This window comes from Citrobacter sp. RHBSTW-00017, assembly GCF_013797615.1.
Classification (GTDB): Bacteria; Pseudomonadota; Gammaproteobacteria; order Enterobacterales; family Enterobacteriaceae; genus Citrobacter; species Citrobacter braakii.
This window is the reverse complement of sequence record NZ_CP056899.1, coordinates 1071583-1085404: the sequence shown is the minus strand read 5'-3', so window position 1 is coordinate 1085404 and position 13822 is coordinate 1071583. Positions and strand designations below refer to the sequence as shown.

The window sequence follows — 13822 nt, the reverse complement described above, 5'->3', positions numbered from 1 at the left end:
ATGGGCGCGACAGGTAAACAGGTAAACAGGTAAATACAGTCCGAAAAAAAACCTGCGCATCCGCGCAGGTCGGTGCAAGAGACAGGTACGAAGTGCGTACCGAATAATCTCACCAATCAATACCTCTGGGATCTTGATTGTGGTCGTCAGCAGCCAGATACGCCAGTACGAAAACGCAAAGGAATGAACCCAAATGCAACGAGTTGTGTAAATTATCGGTTACTGTTACAGATAGGCTGAAGGCAAAAAAAAACCTGCGCATCTGCGCAGGCTGGTGTAATTCTAGTGATCAACCCGAAAGTTGATTTCACCTATCAATACCTCTGGGATCCCAACTTTAGCAATCCGCTCAGTTCTCCCACCAGCGAACAATCGCAACAGCACATCGCAAAGTGTAAGCAAAAATTAGCATTTTCTATTTTCTGTCTTACTTCGCTCGCGCGCGCTCACATTTGCGAGGTCCTGACGGGCAATCTGCTTGAACAGCCAGCCATTTTCCGTAACACTGACGGAATGTAAGCGTTTACCCACAACAGGTACTATCATGGCGACCATAAAGGATGTAGCCCGACTAGCTGGTGTATCAGTCGCCACCGTTTCTCGAGTGATCAATGATTCCCCCAAAGCCAGCGAAGCATCGCGTCTGGCCGTAACGAGTGCAATGGAATCACTCAGCTACTACCCCAATGCGAATGCGCGTGCACTGGCGCAACAATCCACTGAAACCATCGGTCTGGTCGTTGGTGATGTGTCCGATCCATTCTTTGGGGCAATGGTTAAAGCTGTCGAGCAGGTGGCCTATAACACCGGGAATTTTTTGCTGATTGGCAACGGCTACCATAATGAACAGAAGGAACGTCAGGCGATTGAACAGCTCATTCGCCACCGCTGCGCGGCCCTTGTTGTCCATGCCAAAATCATCCCGGATGCGGATTTGGCTTCATTAATGAAGCAAATCCCCGGCATGGTATTGATTAACCGAATTCTGCCGGGATTCGAACAACGCTGCGTTGCCCTCGATGACCGTTTCGGCGCGTGGCTCGCTACCCGACACCTTATTCAACAGGGCCATACGCGCATTGGCTACCTGTGTTCCAATCACAGTATTTCTGATGCGGAAGATCGTCTGCAAGGCTATTACGACGCGCTGGCGGAGAGCAATATACCGGTAAGCGATCGACTGGTGACGTTCGGCGAACCGGATGAAAGCGGCGGTGAACAGGCCATGACCGAGTTACTTGGTCGTGGCAAAAACTTCACTGCGGTAGCCTGCTACAACGACTCAATGGCGGCTGGCGCCATGGGCGTATTGAATGATAACGGCATTGATGTGCCGGGAGAAATCTCGCTGATTGGCTTTGATGATGTGCTGATTTCCCGCTATGTGCGCCCACGTCTGACCACGGTACGCTATCCCATCGTGACGATGGCAACCCAGGCCGCCGAACTGGCGCTCGCGCTGGCGGAGAAGCGACCCGCACCTGAAATTACCCACGTCTTTAACCCAACTCTGGTGCGTCGCCATTCCGTTTCGGCGCTAACAGAGCCGGGGAACTCATCGTCAAACGATTAACCAGGATTGCGTCATGACTACGATGTTGGACGTTTCACGACACGCAGGCGTCTCAAAAGCGACCGTTTCGCGCGTACTAAATGGAACGGGTCAGGTAAAAGAGAGCACGCGCCAGAAAGTGTTCAAGGCCATGCAGGCACTCGATTATCGACCCAACTTTTTAGCGCGCTCTTTAGCGAATCGCACCAGCAACAGCATTGGCCTGGTGGTTTCCACATTTGATGGATTCTACTTTGGCCGCCTGCTGCAACAGGCCTCGCGCCAGACGGAGTCTCACGGCAAGCAGTTGATCGTCACCGATGGTCACGACACGCCGGAGCGTGAGCAGGAAGCCGTGCAAATGCTGGCCGACAGGCAGTGCGACGCCATTATTCTCTATACCCGCTATATGAGTGAAAAGGCGATTATGTCGCTGATGAACAGCATTGCGATGCCCTTGCTGGTCATCAACCGTGATGTCAGTCAGGCCCGCGATCGCGCGATTTTCTTTGAGCAGGAAGACGCGGCGTATCAGGCGGTCAATTATCTGATCTCGCAGGGGCACAGCGATATTGCTTGTATCACCGTGCCAGGCCATACGCCTACCGGTAAATCCCGCCTGATGGGGTATCGTAAGGCTCTGGAAAAAAACGGTATTCCCTGGGATCCTGATAAGGTTAAATACGGCGACTCCACGATGACGCGAGGCTATGAAGCCTGTCGAGAACTGCTGGAGGAAGGGGTGAAATTCAGCGCCCTTTTCGCCTGTAACGATGACATGGCATTAGGTGCATCAAAAGCGTTACATCAGGCCGGACTGAGGATCCCGACGGACGTCTCGCTGTTTGGTTTTGATGATGCGCCCAGCGCCAAATGGCTGGAACCGGGGTTATCTACCGTTTATCTGCCGATTGATACCATGATAACCACGGCAATCGACCAGGCTATACGTCTGGCCAACGGTGAGAGCGTGGAGCCGATCCCTCCGTTTACCGGCAAACTGGTATTACGTGACTCAGTAACGCTCGGACCGTACTTTAAGTAATATGAAAAAGAGCCGGATGGCGACGCAAGCACCTTATCCGGCCAGCTTTACTCAGATTAATTCCAGCGCTAACAGCTCATCAATGGTCTGGCGACGACGAATCAGTCGCGCCACGCCGTTATCAAACAAGACCTCCGGCAGCAGCGGGCGGCTATTGTAGTTTGACGACATTGACGCTCCGTACGCCCCGGTATCATGCAAAACCAGATAATCACCCGGCACCACCGCAGGCAACAGACGGGTTTCCACATTTCCGCCTTCCTGCTGGGTAAACACGTCGCCTGATTCGCACAGCGGTCCGGCCACCACGGTTTCCCGTTGAGGAGTTTGTTGCAGAGAACGACCATCCCCCGCCAGCGCGGAGATATGGTGATAGCTACCGTACATGGCCGGGCGCATCAGATCGTTGAAGCCCGCATCGATCAGCACAAAGTGACGGCTGCCCATCTCTTTTACGCTGCGCACCTGCGCCACTAACACACCAGCTTCCGCGACCAGGAAACGCCCTGGTTCGATCTCCAGTTTGACGGCATGACCCAGATGACGCGCAATACTATCGCGCGCGGCGTTCCACAATCCAAAATAGTGATCGGTGTCGATCGCCTCCTCACCTTCGCGATACGGGATTGATAAACCGCCGCCTGCGGAGATCGCCTCCAGATCCTGACCAAATTCCACCACCTGACGCACCATCGCGCCGCACACCTGCTCCAGATGCGCGTAGTCCACGCCAGAGCCGATATGCATATGAATACCTACCAGCTTCAGCTTATAGCGCTGAATTACCTCCAGCGCCGCCGGAAGATCGCTGTACCAGATGCCGTGCTTGCTGTTCTCTCCCCCGGTATTGGTTTTCTGACTGTGTCCATGCCCAAAGCCAGGGTTTACGCGGAGCCAGACGCGATGGCCCGGCGAGAGCTGGCCCAGTTGTTCCAGCATATCGACCGACCCGGCATTTACCGGAATGCTCAATTCATGCACCCGGGCGAGCGTCGCTTCATCAATCATATCGGCGGTAAAGACAATCTCATCTTTGCCCGGTACAAAACCTGCCGCCAGCGCGCGTTCAATTTCGCCAAGCGAGACGGAATCGACCTTCACGCCCTGCTCGCGCATCAGGCGCAAAATATGAATATTCGAACATGCCTTCTGGGCAAAACGCACCACGTCAAACTGACTCAGTTTGGCAATCTGCGCGCGAATAATCTGCGCATCATAGACCCACACCGGGCAGCCGAATTCGGCAGGCAGGCGCAACAGGTTGTCGGCGGTCAGGTCAGTGTCTGTGTTGTTGAGTGGGCGTGGCATGGCGTGCTCCGGTATTGGCTTTTTTATGATTACGCCACAGCTCAAAAAGAATAAAAAATATCGTTTTATCGTTAGTCTATGCAAAAATGATATGGATTAGCTCATTCGAGGATTGCCTATGCCCGCGGTTAACCTGCGCCACATTGAAATTTTTCACGCCATCATGACCGCAGGCAATCTGACGGAGGCCGCGCGCATGCTACATACCTCGCAGCCCACCGTCAGCCGTGAACTGGCCCGATTCGAAAAAGTCCTGGGATTAACGCTGTTTGAACGCACGCGTGGCCGACTGCATCCAACCGTGCAAGGCTTACGTCTGTTTGAAGAGGTACAACGTTCGTGGTACGGCCTGGACAGAATTGTGAGCGCCGCCGAAAGCCTGCGCGAATTTCGTCAAGGTGAATTGTCGATTGTTTGCCTGCCGGTATTTTCGCAGTCCTTTTTACCGCCGCTGCTGCAGCCATTTCTTGCACGCTATCCGCAGGTCAACATTCAGATAGTGCCGCAGGAGTCACCACTGTTGGAAGAGTGGCTGTCGGCGCAGCGCCACGATCTGGGGTTAACGGAAACGTTGCATACGCCTGCCGGAACGAAACGCACCGAATTGCTGGCGCTGGATGAAGTGTGTGTACTGCCGCAGGGGCATCCGCTGACCGAGAAAGCGGTATTAACGCCGCAGGATTTTCAGGGAGAGAACTACATCAGCCTGTCGCGGACCGACAGTTACCGTCAGCTACTGGACACCCTGTTTAACGAACATCAGGTGAAGCGCCGCATGGTGATTGAAACCCACAGCGCCGCTTCAATTTGTGCAATGGTGCGGGCGGGCGTGGGGATCTCGGTGGTAAACCCACTGACCGCGCTGGATTATGCCAGCAGCGGAGTGGTTATCCGCCGCTTCAGCATTTCGGTACCCTTTACGGTCAGCCTGATCCACCCACTTCATCGCCCTGCCTCGGCGCTGGTCGATGCTTTTACGGCGCATCTGCAAGCTCAACTCCCGAGACTTATCGATCCGCTGGAGGCTATTTTGTATCCACAGACGAAAGCATAAACGCCACCGCATCTTGCGCATGGATTGCCGCGGTGTCGAAAACCGGTAATGGACTTAGCTCGGCTGGAACCAGCAAACCAATCTCGGTACAGCCAAAGATAACCCCTTGAGCGCCCTGTTTAGCCAACTGATCAATTACGCTCAGGTAGTAGTCGCGGGAGGCGTTGCTGAACTCACCGAGGCACAGCTCGTCGAAAATAATCTGGTTTATTTTCTGACGGTCATCAGCCTCAGGAATAAGCGTGCTAATACCAAATACAGTCTGTAAGCGCCCGCGGTAAAAATCCTGCTCCATGGTGTAGCGCGTACCCAGTAGCGCCACGTTGCTCATCTGCTGTTTTTGTATGGCCCGACCCGTCGCATCGGCAATATGCAGGAACGGCACGTCACAGGCGGTTTCAATCGCCTCAGCAACTTTGTGCATGGTATTGGTACACAGCACAATCCCCTCCGCTCCGGCTTGCTGAAGCCCTGCGGCGGCCTGCGCGAGGATCTCCCCAGCTCGCTGCCAGTCACCGCCAGACTGACAGGCTTCGATCTCGTGAAAATCTACGCTGTGCAACAGAATCTGTGCCGAGTGCAGGCCACCCAGACGCTGTTTTACCCCTTCATTAATGAGTCGATAATAAGGAATGGTGGATTCCCAGCTCATACCGCCTAACAGACCGATCGTTTTCATCATTTCCCCTGATTTGTTGTTATCTCTCCAGTGAACCAAAGATGTGATCAACTTTCCACATCTGTTGGCGTGCATTTCTTTTTTTAATTTTCTGATATAGGTTTAATGAAACATTGTTTTAATTACAGGAAGGCCGAATGTTTATTTTTCATAAAGAGACCACCCTTGAAGATCTGGGCAATGGCGTTACCCGACGCATTCTTGCTCACGACGGTAAAATGATGGCGGTTGAGGTGAACTTCGAGCAAGGCGCGATTGGTCCGATGCACAATCATCCGCATGAGCAGCTGACTTACGTTTTGTCTGGGGAGTTTGAATTTACCATCGGCGAAGAAAAGCATGTCGTTAGGGCAGGCGATACCCTATATAAACAGCCCAACATTATGCATGGCTGCGTCTGTTTAAAACCGGGAACACTACTCGATACCTTTACGCCCATGCGCGAAGATTTTCTGCCTGCGTAATTTTATCTGTTCGTAATCTGCCTGGCGGCATAATGTTGTTCCAGAGGGAATGAATATGTCGCCTCCGGTGTATTGCTACATTCACCTTATGTTTAACCGACAAAACCTGCCAAAGGGCAGGGTTTGTCGGTTCTGGAAAGCGGATTAACGCGCCAGCCAGCCGCCGTCTACCGCAACGGTATAGCCGTTGATATAGTCAGATGCGCTGGATGCCAGGAACACAATCGGCCCCATCAGGTCACTCGGCAGACCCCAACGACCCGCCGGGATACGATCGAGAATTTCTGCGCTACGCTGCTCATCAGCGCGCAGCTGTTGAGTGTTGTTCGTCGCCATGTAACCCGGCGCAATTGCGTTGACGTTGATGTTATGTTTGGCCCACTCGTTCGCCATCAGGCGGGTGACGCCCATTACGCCGCTTTTAGACGCGGTGTAAGACGGCACGCGGATCCCGCCCTGGAAGGAAAGCATAGAGGCGATGTTGATAATTTTGCCGCCGTTACCCTGAGCGATAAAGTGCTTCGCCGCGGCCTGAGACATAAAGAACACGCTCTTAATGTTCAGGTTCATCACGTCGTCCCAGTCTTTTTCGCTGAAGTCGATCGCATCGTCACGACGGATAAGACCTGCGTTGTTGACCAGAATATCGATATGACCGAATTCTGCCACTGCGCGCTCCAGCAGCGCCGGAATGCCGTCAATTTGACGCAGGTCGGCGGTCAGACTTAAAAAACGGCGCCCCAGCGCGGTCACGCGTTCGATAGTTTCCGTCGGTTCAACGATGTTGATCCCCACGATATCGCAGCCCGCTTCAGCCAAACCCAACGCCATACCCTGACCCAGGCCAGTGTCACAACCGGTCACAACGGCGACCTTACCTTCAAGAGAGAATGCATTCAAAATCATTGTAAATCCTTAATTTTTTATAATGCCCGCCGCAGCAGGCACGGCTATCGCCCGCAACTAGCGCAGATCTTTGACCGCTACATGGTCCATATCATCAAAGACCTGGTTTTCGCCGACCATGCCCCAAATGAACGTATAAGCTTTTGTGCCAACGCCGGAGTGAATTGACCAGCTCGGCGAAATCACCGCCTGCTCGTTGTGCATCACAATATGACGCGTTTCCTGAGGCTGCCCCATCATGTGGAAGACGCAGGTATCTTCTTCCATATTGAAATAGAAATAGACTTCCATACGACGTTCATGGGTATGACACGGCATGGTGTTCCACAGGTTACCCGGCGCCAGTTCGGTCAGACCCATGCTCAACTGGCAGGTTTCCAGCACATCCGGCACAAAATATTTGTTGATGGTACGACGGTTACTGGTGAGGTCATCGCCCAGCGTTACTGGCGCAACGTCTGCTGGCGTGACTTTTTTGGTTGGATAAGTCGTGTGGGCCGGCGCGCAGTTATAGTAAAACTTCGCTGGTTTCGCCGTATCGATGCTGGCGAATACCACTTCTTTGGCCCCTTTCCCGACGTACAGCGCGTCACGATGACCAATTTCATAGCACTGGCCGTCAACGGTAATCGTGCCCGGGCCACCGATGTTAATCACACCCAGCTCACGACGTTCGAGGAAGTAGGCTACGCCCAGCTGTTTGCCGACTTCGCCACCCACAGAGACGGTTTTGGCCACTGGCATAATGCCGCCAACAATGATGCGGTCAATGTGGCTGTAGACCATGGTGTATTCATCTGCGACAAACACTTCTTCGACCAAAAACTCATTACGCAGCTCCTGAGTGTCCAGGGTTTTCGCATGCGCACTATGGATGCTTTGTCTTACGTCCACATTTACCTCCAGTGATAAATTGACCGTGAATGCTTAAACGAATAGCAAAACGCTGTTCCGTTTTATCTTATGCGCTCATGATATCCCTCCCGGAATGGGTTTTCAATTACAAATAAAACAACGTTTCACTTTTTCTGCATCTTATTATCAAAAGTGTAATTGCGATCACGCTAGCGCATATAAATCGCGGAAGTAATTTCAATAAAATCATTTAAAACAATTAGATAGATAAAAATAAACAAGAGTAGTTCATGAAGGGTAGGGATAAGACATTGAAAATACAGCCAGCCTCACACGCCGTTCACACACCTTTTATAGCAAAGTGCGCTGTTAATCACATGAAATGAAACGCCGTTTTGATACGTTGGCAGAGTTTAGAGTGTATGTTTCTGTAACTGGCCTTGCCCTCCTGTTGGAGGGCTTTTTTATAGATGCAGGGGATATACAGCGGGAAAGGCGTTTAAGCAGAGAAAACTTCGGGGGGTTAATCTCGCTCGATAGCGAGCGCCACGCCCTGACCACCGCCGATACATAACGTTGCCAGGCCCTTGTGCGCCCTACGCTTCACCATTTCATGCACCAGTGAAACCAGAATACGGCAGCCAGATGCGCCAATCGGATGACCGAGCGCAATGGCTCCGCCGTTCACATTCACCCGACGTTCATCCCACTCCAGCATTTTCCCAACGGACAATGCCTGTGCGGCAAAGGCTTCGTTGGCCTCGATAAGATCAACATCAGCCAGTTGCCAGCCCACACGCTCAAGGCAACGGCGCGTCGCGTACACCGGCGCAATTCCCATGAGCGCGGGATCGACCCCGACGCTGGCAAAGGCGCGGATGCGGGCCAGCACCGGCAAATTCAGCTCCTGGGCCTTAACCTCGCTCATCATCATCACCGCAGCGGCGCCATCGTTGATGGATGACGCGTTGCCCGCGGTTACTGAACCGAGCCTGTCGAAGGTCGGATCCAGACGCGCCAGCCCTTCTGCGCTGGCATCGGTGCGCGGCTGTTCGTCGGTATCCACCACGAACGATTGCCCATTACGCTGCGTTACCACCGGCACGATTTCATCTTTAAAGCGCCCGGCGTCAATTGCCATCCGCGCCTTGTGCTGCGAATGCAGTGCGTAGGCATCCTGCAGTTCACGGCTGATGCCATATTCCCGCGCCAGATTTTCCGCGGTAACGCCCATATGGTAATCGTTGAAAGCGTCCCACAGGCCGTCATGCACCAGGCTGTCGACCAGTTGACTGTTGCCCAACTGTGCGCCGGTACGGCTATCAGTAAGGACATGCGGCGCACGGCTCATATTCTCTTGTCCGCCCGCAATGACAATGTCGGCTTCGCCGCACTGGATAGCCTGGGTCGCCAGATGCAGCGCTTTCAGACCCGAGCCGCAGACATCGTTAATGGTGATGGCGGAGACGGTATTGGGTAGCCCACCATTGATGGCGGACTGACGCGCCGGATTTTGCCCGGCACCTGCGGTAAGCACCTGTCCGAGGATCACTTCATCCACAGCGTGAACGTCCACGCCCGTGCGCTCCAGTAACGCCCTGACCACCATGCTACCTAATTCAACGGCAGAGTGGCGCGCCAGCGTCCCCTGGAAGCAGCCGATTGGTGTCCGTAACGCCCCGACTATCACAACCTCTTTCATCACCACCTCAGCGCAAAATAACACCGCAATAGTAGATGATTGTTAAAAAGAGTTATCAAGGTTGTTTAAAAATGGTGATTTTTATCACAAAGGAAATTCGTATCATTTATTGGTCATCTGAACGCCACTCTGCTGTAAATGGTCGCGCAGCCAACTTCCCGCCACGCCAGGCGGTGATTTCTTATTCCACAGCAGATCGATAGAGATAGCCTTTGGCCAGCCGGGCAGCATCAATTGGACCAGCGGTTTTTCTGCCGCAAACTCCTCCACCAGCGCACAAGGGAGCACGCACCAGCCGAATCCCTGCACCGCCATACTCAGCAGCAACAAATAGTTAGGCGCCGACCAGACGGGGCCGCGCGCCACGTTAGTGCCGCTCTCCAGATAGGTATTCAGCCGCAGCTCTCGCCAGGTATGTAGCTGTTCCCACTGCAGTTTTTCTTGAGTCGCCAGTGGATGTGATGCCGCAACGTATAATCCCATCCAGGTTTGCATCGGCAGACGCGTGACGCCCATGTCGGTCGGGTAATCCTCCCGCGCTTCGATCAACCCAACCTGAGCACGTCCTTTTTGCAGCAGATCGATCACGTCTTCATCTTCGCCAATCAAACATTCAAACTCGGTATGGGGAAACTTGTGGTCAAACTGCACCATCAATTCTTCCAGCACATCCGGATGCAGCGTATCAGACAAAACGAAGGTCAGACGCGCTTCCGTTTCACCCGACAGCGAAATCGCTGCCTCATCAAGACGTTCGCTGGCCGTCAAAATTGCCTGCACATAGCCCAGCACCCGCTTACCTTCTTCGGTTAGCGTCGGCTGACGGGATGAGCGGTCAAACAGCGCAAAACCGAGATCGGCTTCCAGATGCGCAATGGCCGTGCTGATGGTGGACTGACTTTTACGCAGCCGCCGGGCCGCAGCAGAAAATGAGCCGCAGGAAACGGTCTCCACAAATGCCGTTAACGCTTCAGGGGAGTAACGCATGAACTATCTACTTTATCGATGGATACTATCTTTTAGATATCACATAAAACGATAAAATTGCCACAATTCCGTTATCCGGGCATCAAAGAAGGTTTTAGATTATGCAACACGATACAGTCCAACGCCGCTCGTTACTGGAGCGAATTTTTCATGCCGTCTGCTTTGAGGGCATTGCCACCGCGATTCTCGCACCAACCACCGCATGGTTGATGCAGCGCTCGGTGCTGGAAATGGGCGGACTGACCATCCTTCTCGCCACCACGGCGATGATCTGGAATATCATTTATAACGCCCTGTTTGACCGACTGTGGCCGTCGCACCTGGTAAAACGTACGGCTAAAGTGCGGGCATTCCACGCCTTAGGCTTCGAGAGCGGTTTTATTGTCATCGGGGTGAGCATCGTGGCGTATGTGCTGAACGTCAGCCTGCTCCAGGCATTCACGCTGGAAATAGGTTTCTTCCTGTTCTTCCTGCCATACACCATGTTCTATAACTGGGCTTATGACACTTTACGCGAGCGCGTTATGAAGCGTCGCCAGCAGCGCGTTACTGCCTGATAATTCAAACAATAGCCGGAATCTTCTCGGTTCCGGCTTTTGATCCATTCACTCGCCCGCTTGTTGACACCTCCCCCAGCCCCTGCCATTTGTGGTAAATTGCGCTTCTTTTTGTTTATTTTATAGTTGATACGTTCAAATAATGTCGAAATTTTGGTCAAAAGAAGAGACTCTCTGGAGCTTCGCACTATATGGGACTGCCGTCGGCGCAGGAACCCTCTTCCTCCCCATACAGCTGGGTTCTGCAGGCGCGGTGGTACTGTTTATCACCGCACTCGTCGCCTGGCCTTTAACCTACTGGCCGCACAAGGCGCTGTGCCAGTTTATCCTGTCCTCAAAAACCTCGGCAGGTGAAGGGATCACTGGTGCAGTTACGCACTACTACGGCAAAAAGATAGGCAGCCTGATCACGACCCTCTATTTTATTGCCTTCTTTGTGGTGGTACTGATCTACGCCGTGGCGATAACCAATTCACTCACTGAACAACTGGCAAAACATATCGCCATCGATCTGCGTGTTCGCATGCTGGTCAGTCTTGGCGTGGTGCTGGTGCTGAACCTGATTTTTCTGATGGGCCGACAAGCAACCATTCGGGTAATGGGCTTTCTGGTGTTCCCGCTCATCGCGTACTTTTTGTTCCTTTCGCTCTACCTGACCGGAAGCTGGCAGCCAACGCTACTCACCGGCCAGATGTCTTTCGATCAGCACACGCTTCATCAGGTTTGGATATCTATTCCCGTGATGGTTTTCGCTTTTAGCCATACGCCAATTATCTCGACGTTCGCCATCGACCGACGTGAGAAATATGGCGAGCAGGCCATGGGTAAATGCAAAAAAATCATGAAGGTAGCCTACGTCATCATCTGCCTGAGCGTGCTGTTTTTCGTCTTCAGCTGTTTGCTTTCGATTCCGACAAACTATATCGAGGACGCGAAAAATGAAGGGGTGACCATTCTGTCAGCGCTATCGATGATGCCAAACGCACCAGCATGGCTGTCGATTTCTGGGATCATTGTCGCCGTCGTGGCGATGTCAAAATCGTTCCTCGGCACCTACTTTGGCGTGATTGAAGGGGCAACGGAGGTGGTAAAAACATCGTTGCATCAGGTGGGAGTGAAGAAAAGCCGGGCCTTTAACCGCGCCCTGTCCATTATGCTGGTTTCGACCATTACGTTTATCATTTGCTGCATTAACCCTAATGCAATTTCAATGATTTACGCGATTAGCGGGCCGCTGATTGCCATGATTCTGTTTATCATGCCGACATTATCTACTTATCTGATCCCGGCGCTAAAGCCGTACCGTTCAGTGGGTAATCTGATCACCCTGATTGTCGGTCTGCTGTGCGTATCTGTGATGTTTTTTGGCTAGAACGTGTTTTTAACGGCTCATTCATCAGTATGTGGATGAGCCGTTAAACTGACTTATTTGATGTACGAATCGAGTACTTTCAAAACCACATCCAAATCTTCTTCGCGCTTAATTTCATCGCCCTGATGCACAATGTGCTCGGTCAGATGACCTTTAATCACCTCGCGCATTAACCCGTTTACCGCACCGCGGATCGCCGCTATTTGCTGCAATACCGCCGCGCATTCATGCGGTTCATCCAGCATGGTTTTCAACGCCGCTACTTGCCCCTGAATCTTACTGGCTCGGGCTTTCAGCTTTTGTTTGTCGCGGATCGTGTGTGACATAGCAATACCTTTTCAACGTCTGGCTGTAGCGACAATACCATCGTCATTCTACTGGGGGGTAGTATTTAATACTGGGGGGGAGTAGAATCTGGCAAAATTAAACAACGAAGAATCATTCTCATGGGTGAGTTTTCTACGCTTCTTCAGCAAGGCAACGCCTGGTTTTTCATTCCCAGCGCGATTCTATTAGGAGTGTTACACGGTCTGGAACCGGGGCATTCCAAGACGATGATGGCGGCCTTTATTATTGCCATTAAGGGGACCATCAAACAGGCGGTGATGCTGGGGCTGGCGGCAACGCTGTCGCATACCGCAGTGGTATGGTTGATTGCGCTCGGCGGGATGTATATCAGCAAAGCGTTTACTGCCCAGGCCGTTGAGCCGTGGCTGCAGTTTGTCTCGGCGATTATTATTCTCGGGACCGCATTCTGGATGTTCTGGCGAACCTGGCAGGGAGAACAGAACTGGCTGACCCAGACGCATCATGACCACGATCATGAGCATCACCATGATCATGATGACCATCACCACCATCATAACCACGATGAAGCTCACCATCATCATCACGAACACGACCACGATCATAACCATGCTGCGTTAGCAGGGCTGAGCGAGGGTTCGAAAGCGTATCAGGACGCGCACGAGCGGGCACATGCTACCGATATTCAGCGCCGCTTTGCAGGCAAAGAGGTCACCAACGGCCAAATATTATTGTTTGGTCTGACCGGCGGGTTGATCCCCTGCCCTGCCGCCATTACGGTACTGCTGATTTGCATCCAGCTCAAAGCCTTCACGCTGGGTGCCACCATGGTGCTGTGCTTCAGCCTCGGGCTGGCGCTAACGCTGGTAACGGTGGGCGTGGGAGCGGCAATCAGCGTGCAGCAGGCGGCCAAACGCTGGAGCGGATTTAACACACTGGCACGCAAAGCCCCCTATTTTTCCAGCGCGCTTATCGCGATGGTCGGCTTATATATGGGGATTCACGGCTATATGGGGATCGTCGGTTAACGAGCAG

Annotated in this window: 14 protein-coding genes; 7 read left to right on the top strand and 7 right to left on the bottom strand. The window is 52.8% G+C overall.

Going from position 1 to position 13822, the window contains the following annotated elements; genetic code table 11:
* The first annotated feature begins 544 nt into the window (after positions 1-544).
* Both galR and HV037_RS05320 read left to right on the top strand, forming a co-directional pair.
* A complete protein-coding gene (gene galR / locus HV037_RS05325) occupies positions 545-1573 on the top strand; it encodes an HTH-type transcriptional regulator GalR (protein ID WP_181500200.1) in 1029 nt (342 codons plus the stop codon).
* Positions 1574-1586: 13 nt separating this feature from the next.
* Positions 1587-2597 carry a LacI family DNA-binding transcriptional regulator gene (locus HV037_RS05320; protein ID WP_008785715.1) on the top strand — a complete coding sequence of 337 codons (1011 nt, stop codon included), beginning with the start codon at positions 1587-1589 and terminating at the stop codon, positions 2595-2597.
* A gap of 51 nt (positions 2598-2648) precedes the next feature.
* Here HV037_RS05320 and lysA read toward each other — a convergent pair whose 3' ends face one another.
* Complete coding sequence (gene lysA / locus HV037_RS05315) at positions 2649-3905, bottom strand: diaminopimelate decarboxylase (RefSeq protein ID WP_016154282.1); 1257 nt, start codon at positions 3903-3905, stop codon at positions 2649-2651.
* A 118-nt stretch (positions 3906-4023) separates the two neighbouring features.
* Here lysA and HV037_RS05310 point away from each other — a divergent pair, with 118 nt between their 5' ends.
* Complete coding sequence (locus HV037_RS05310; RefSeq protein WP_016154283.1) at positions 4024-4959, top strand: LysR family transcriptional regulator; 936 nt, start codon at positions 4024-4026, stop codon at positions 4957-4959.
* Here HV037_RS05310 and HV037_RS05305 read toward each other — a convergent pair.
* Entirely contained in the window at positions 4931-5638 is a 708-nt protein-coding gene (locus tag HV037_RS05305) for an aspartate/glutamate racemase (RefSeq protein WP_103284180.1), read from the bottom strand. The two genes, HV037_RS05310 and HV037_RS05305, sit on opposite strands and share 29 nt — an antisense overlap.
* Positions 5639-5775: 137 nt before the next feature.
* On the opposite strand from HV037_RS05305, the gene HV037_RS05300 reads away from it, so the two are divergent.
* Positions 5776-6102: a cupin domain-containing protein gene (locus tag HV037_RS05300; RefSeq protein ID WP_016154285.1), complete on the top strand. Its 327-nt coding sequence runs from the start codon at positions 5776-5778 to the stop codon at positions 6100-6102.
* Positions 6103-6246: 144 nt separating this feature from the next.
* Here HV037_RS05300 and kduD read toward each other — a convergent pair whose 3' ends face one another.
* The 4 genes from kduD to HV037_RS05280 form a co-directional block, all read right to left on the bottom strand.
* Positions 6247-7008, bottom strand: a complete 762-nt coding sequence (gene kduD, locus HV037_RS05295) for a 2-dehydro-3-deoxy-D-gluconate 5-dehydrogenase KduD (protein ID WP_016154286.1) — start codon at positions 7006-7008, stop codon at positions 6247-6249.
* 57 nt (positions 7009-7065) lie between these two features.
* Positions 7066-7902 (bottom strand): 5-dehydro-4-deoxy-D-glucuronate isomerase, encoded by an 837-nt coding sequence (gene kduI, locus HV037_RS05290; protein ID WP_103284181.1) that lies wholly within the window; start codon positions 7900-7902, stop codon positions 7066-7068.
* Between the two features lie 484 nt (positions 7903-8386).
* Complete coding sequence (locus tag HV037_RS05285; protein ID WP_103284182.1) at positions 8387-9565, bottom strand: acetyl-CoA C-acetyltransferase; 1179 nt, start codon at positions 9563-9565, stop codon at positions 8387-8389.
* A 102-nt stretch (positions 9566-9667) separates the two neighbouring features.
* Complete coding sequence (locus HV037_RS05280; RefSeq protein ID WP_103284183.1) at positions 9668-10552, bottom strand: LysR family transcriptional regulator; 885 nt, start codon at positions 10550-10552, stop codon at positions 9668-9670.
* Between the two features lie 101 nt (positions 10553-10653).
* On the opposite strand from HV037_RS05280, the gene HV037_RS05275 reads away from it, so the two are divergent.
* The gene (locus tag HV037_RS05275) at positions 10654-11109 is read left to right on the top strand and encodes a multidrug/biocide efflux PACE transporter (RefSeq protein ID WP_016154290.1); all 456 of its coding nucleotides are present in this window, start codon (positions 10654-10656) and stop codon (positions 11107-11109) included.
* 142 nt (positions 11110-11251) lie between these two features.
* Entirely contained in the window at positions 11252-12481 is a 1230-nt protein-coding gene (locus HV037_RS05270; RefSeq protein WP_029139645.1) for an amino acid permease, read from the top strand.
* Between the two features lie 53 nt (positions 12482-12534).
* On the opposite strand, the gene rcnR is transcribed toward HV037_RS05270, so the two are convergent.
* Entirely contained in the window at positions 12535-12807 is a 273-nt protein-coding gene (gene rcnR / locus HV037_RS05265; protein ID WP_016154292.1) for a Ni(II)/Co(II)-binding transcriptional repressor RcnR, read from the bottom strand.
* A 120-nt stretch (positions 12808-12927) separates the two neighbouring features.
* Between rcnR and HV037_RS05260 the strand changes: the two genes are divergently transcribed.
* Complete coding sequence (locus HV037_RS05260) at positions 12928-13815, top strand: nickel/cobalt efflux protein RcnA (RefSeq protein ID WP_103284184.1); 888 nt, start codon at positions 12928-12930, stop codon at positions 13813-13815.
* Positions 13816-13822: the final 7 nt, after the last annotated feature.

What these genes read in the sequence shown, in the direction of transcription:
- HV037_RS05275 (WP_016154290.1), top strand. Translation starts at nt 10,654, where the DNA reads ATGCAACACGATACAGTCCAACGCCGCTCGTTACTGGAGCGAATTTTT.
- HV037_RS05320 (WP_008785715.1), top strand. Translation starts at nt 1,587, where the DNA reads ATGACTACGATGTTGGACGTTTCACGACACGCAGGCGTCTCAAAAGCG.
- rcnR (WP_016154292.1), bottom strand. Translation starts at nt 12,807, where the DNA reads ATGTCACACACGATCCGCGACAAACAAAAGCTGAAAGCCCGAGCCAGT.
- kduD (WP_016154286.1), bottom strand. Translation starts at nt 7,008, where the DNA reads ATGATTTTGAATGCATTCTCTCTTGAAGGTAAGGTCGCCGTTGTGACC.
- HV037_RS05285 (WP_103284182.1), bottom strand. Translation starts at nt 9,565, where the DNA reads ATGAAAGAGGTTGTGATAGTCGGGGCGTTACGGACACCAATCGGCTGC.
- HV037_RS05305 (WP_103284180.1), bottom strand. Translation starts at nt 5,638, where the DNA reads ATGAAAACGATCGGTCTGTTAGGCGGTATGAGCTGGGAATCCACCATT.
- HV037_RS05280 (WP_103284183.1), bottom strand. Translation starts at nt 10,552, where the DNA reads ATGCGTTACTCCCCTGAAGCGTTAACGGCATTTGTGGAGACCGTTTCC.
- galR (WP_181500200.1), top strand. Translation starts at nt 545, where the DNA reads ATGGCGACCATAAAGGATGTAGCCCGACTAGCTGGTGTATCAGTCGCC.
- HV037_RS05260 (WP_103284184.1), top strand. Translation starts at nt 12,928, where the DNA reads ATGGGTGAGTTTTCTACGCTTCTTCAGCAAGGCAACGCCTGGTTTTTC.
- HV037_RS05270 (WP_029139645.1), top strand. Translation starts at nt 11,252, where the DNA reads ATGTCGAAATTTTGGTCAAAAGAAGAGACTCTCTGGAGCTTCGCACTA.
- lysA (WP_016154282.1), bottom strand. Translation starts at nt 3,905, where the DNA reads ATGCCACGCCCACTCAACAACACAGACACTGACCTGACCGCCGACAAC.
- HV037_RS05300 (WP_016154285.1), top strand. Translation starts at nt 5,776, where the DNA reads ATGTTTATTTTTCATAAAGAGACCACCCTTGAAGATCTGGGCAATGGC.
- HV037_RS05310 (WP_016154283.1), top strand. Translation starts at nt 4,024, where the DNA reads ATGCCCGCGGTTAACCTGCGCCACATTGAAATTTTTCACGCCATCATG.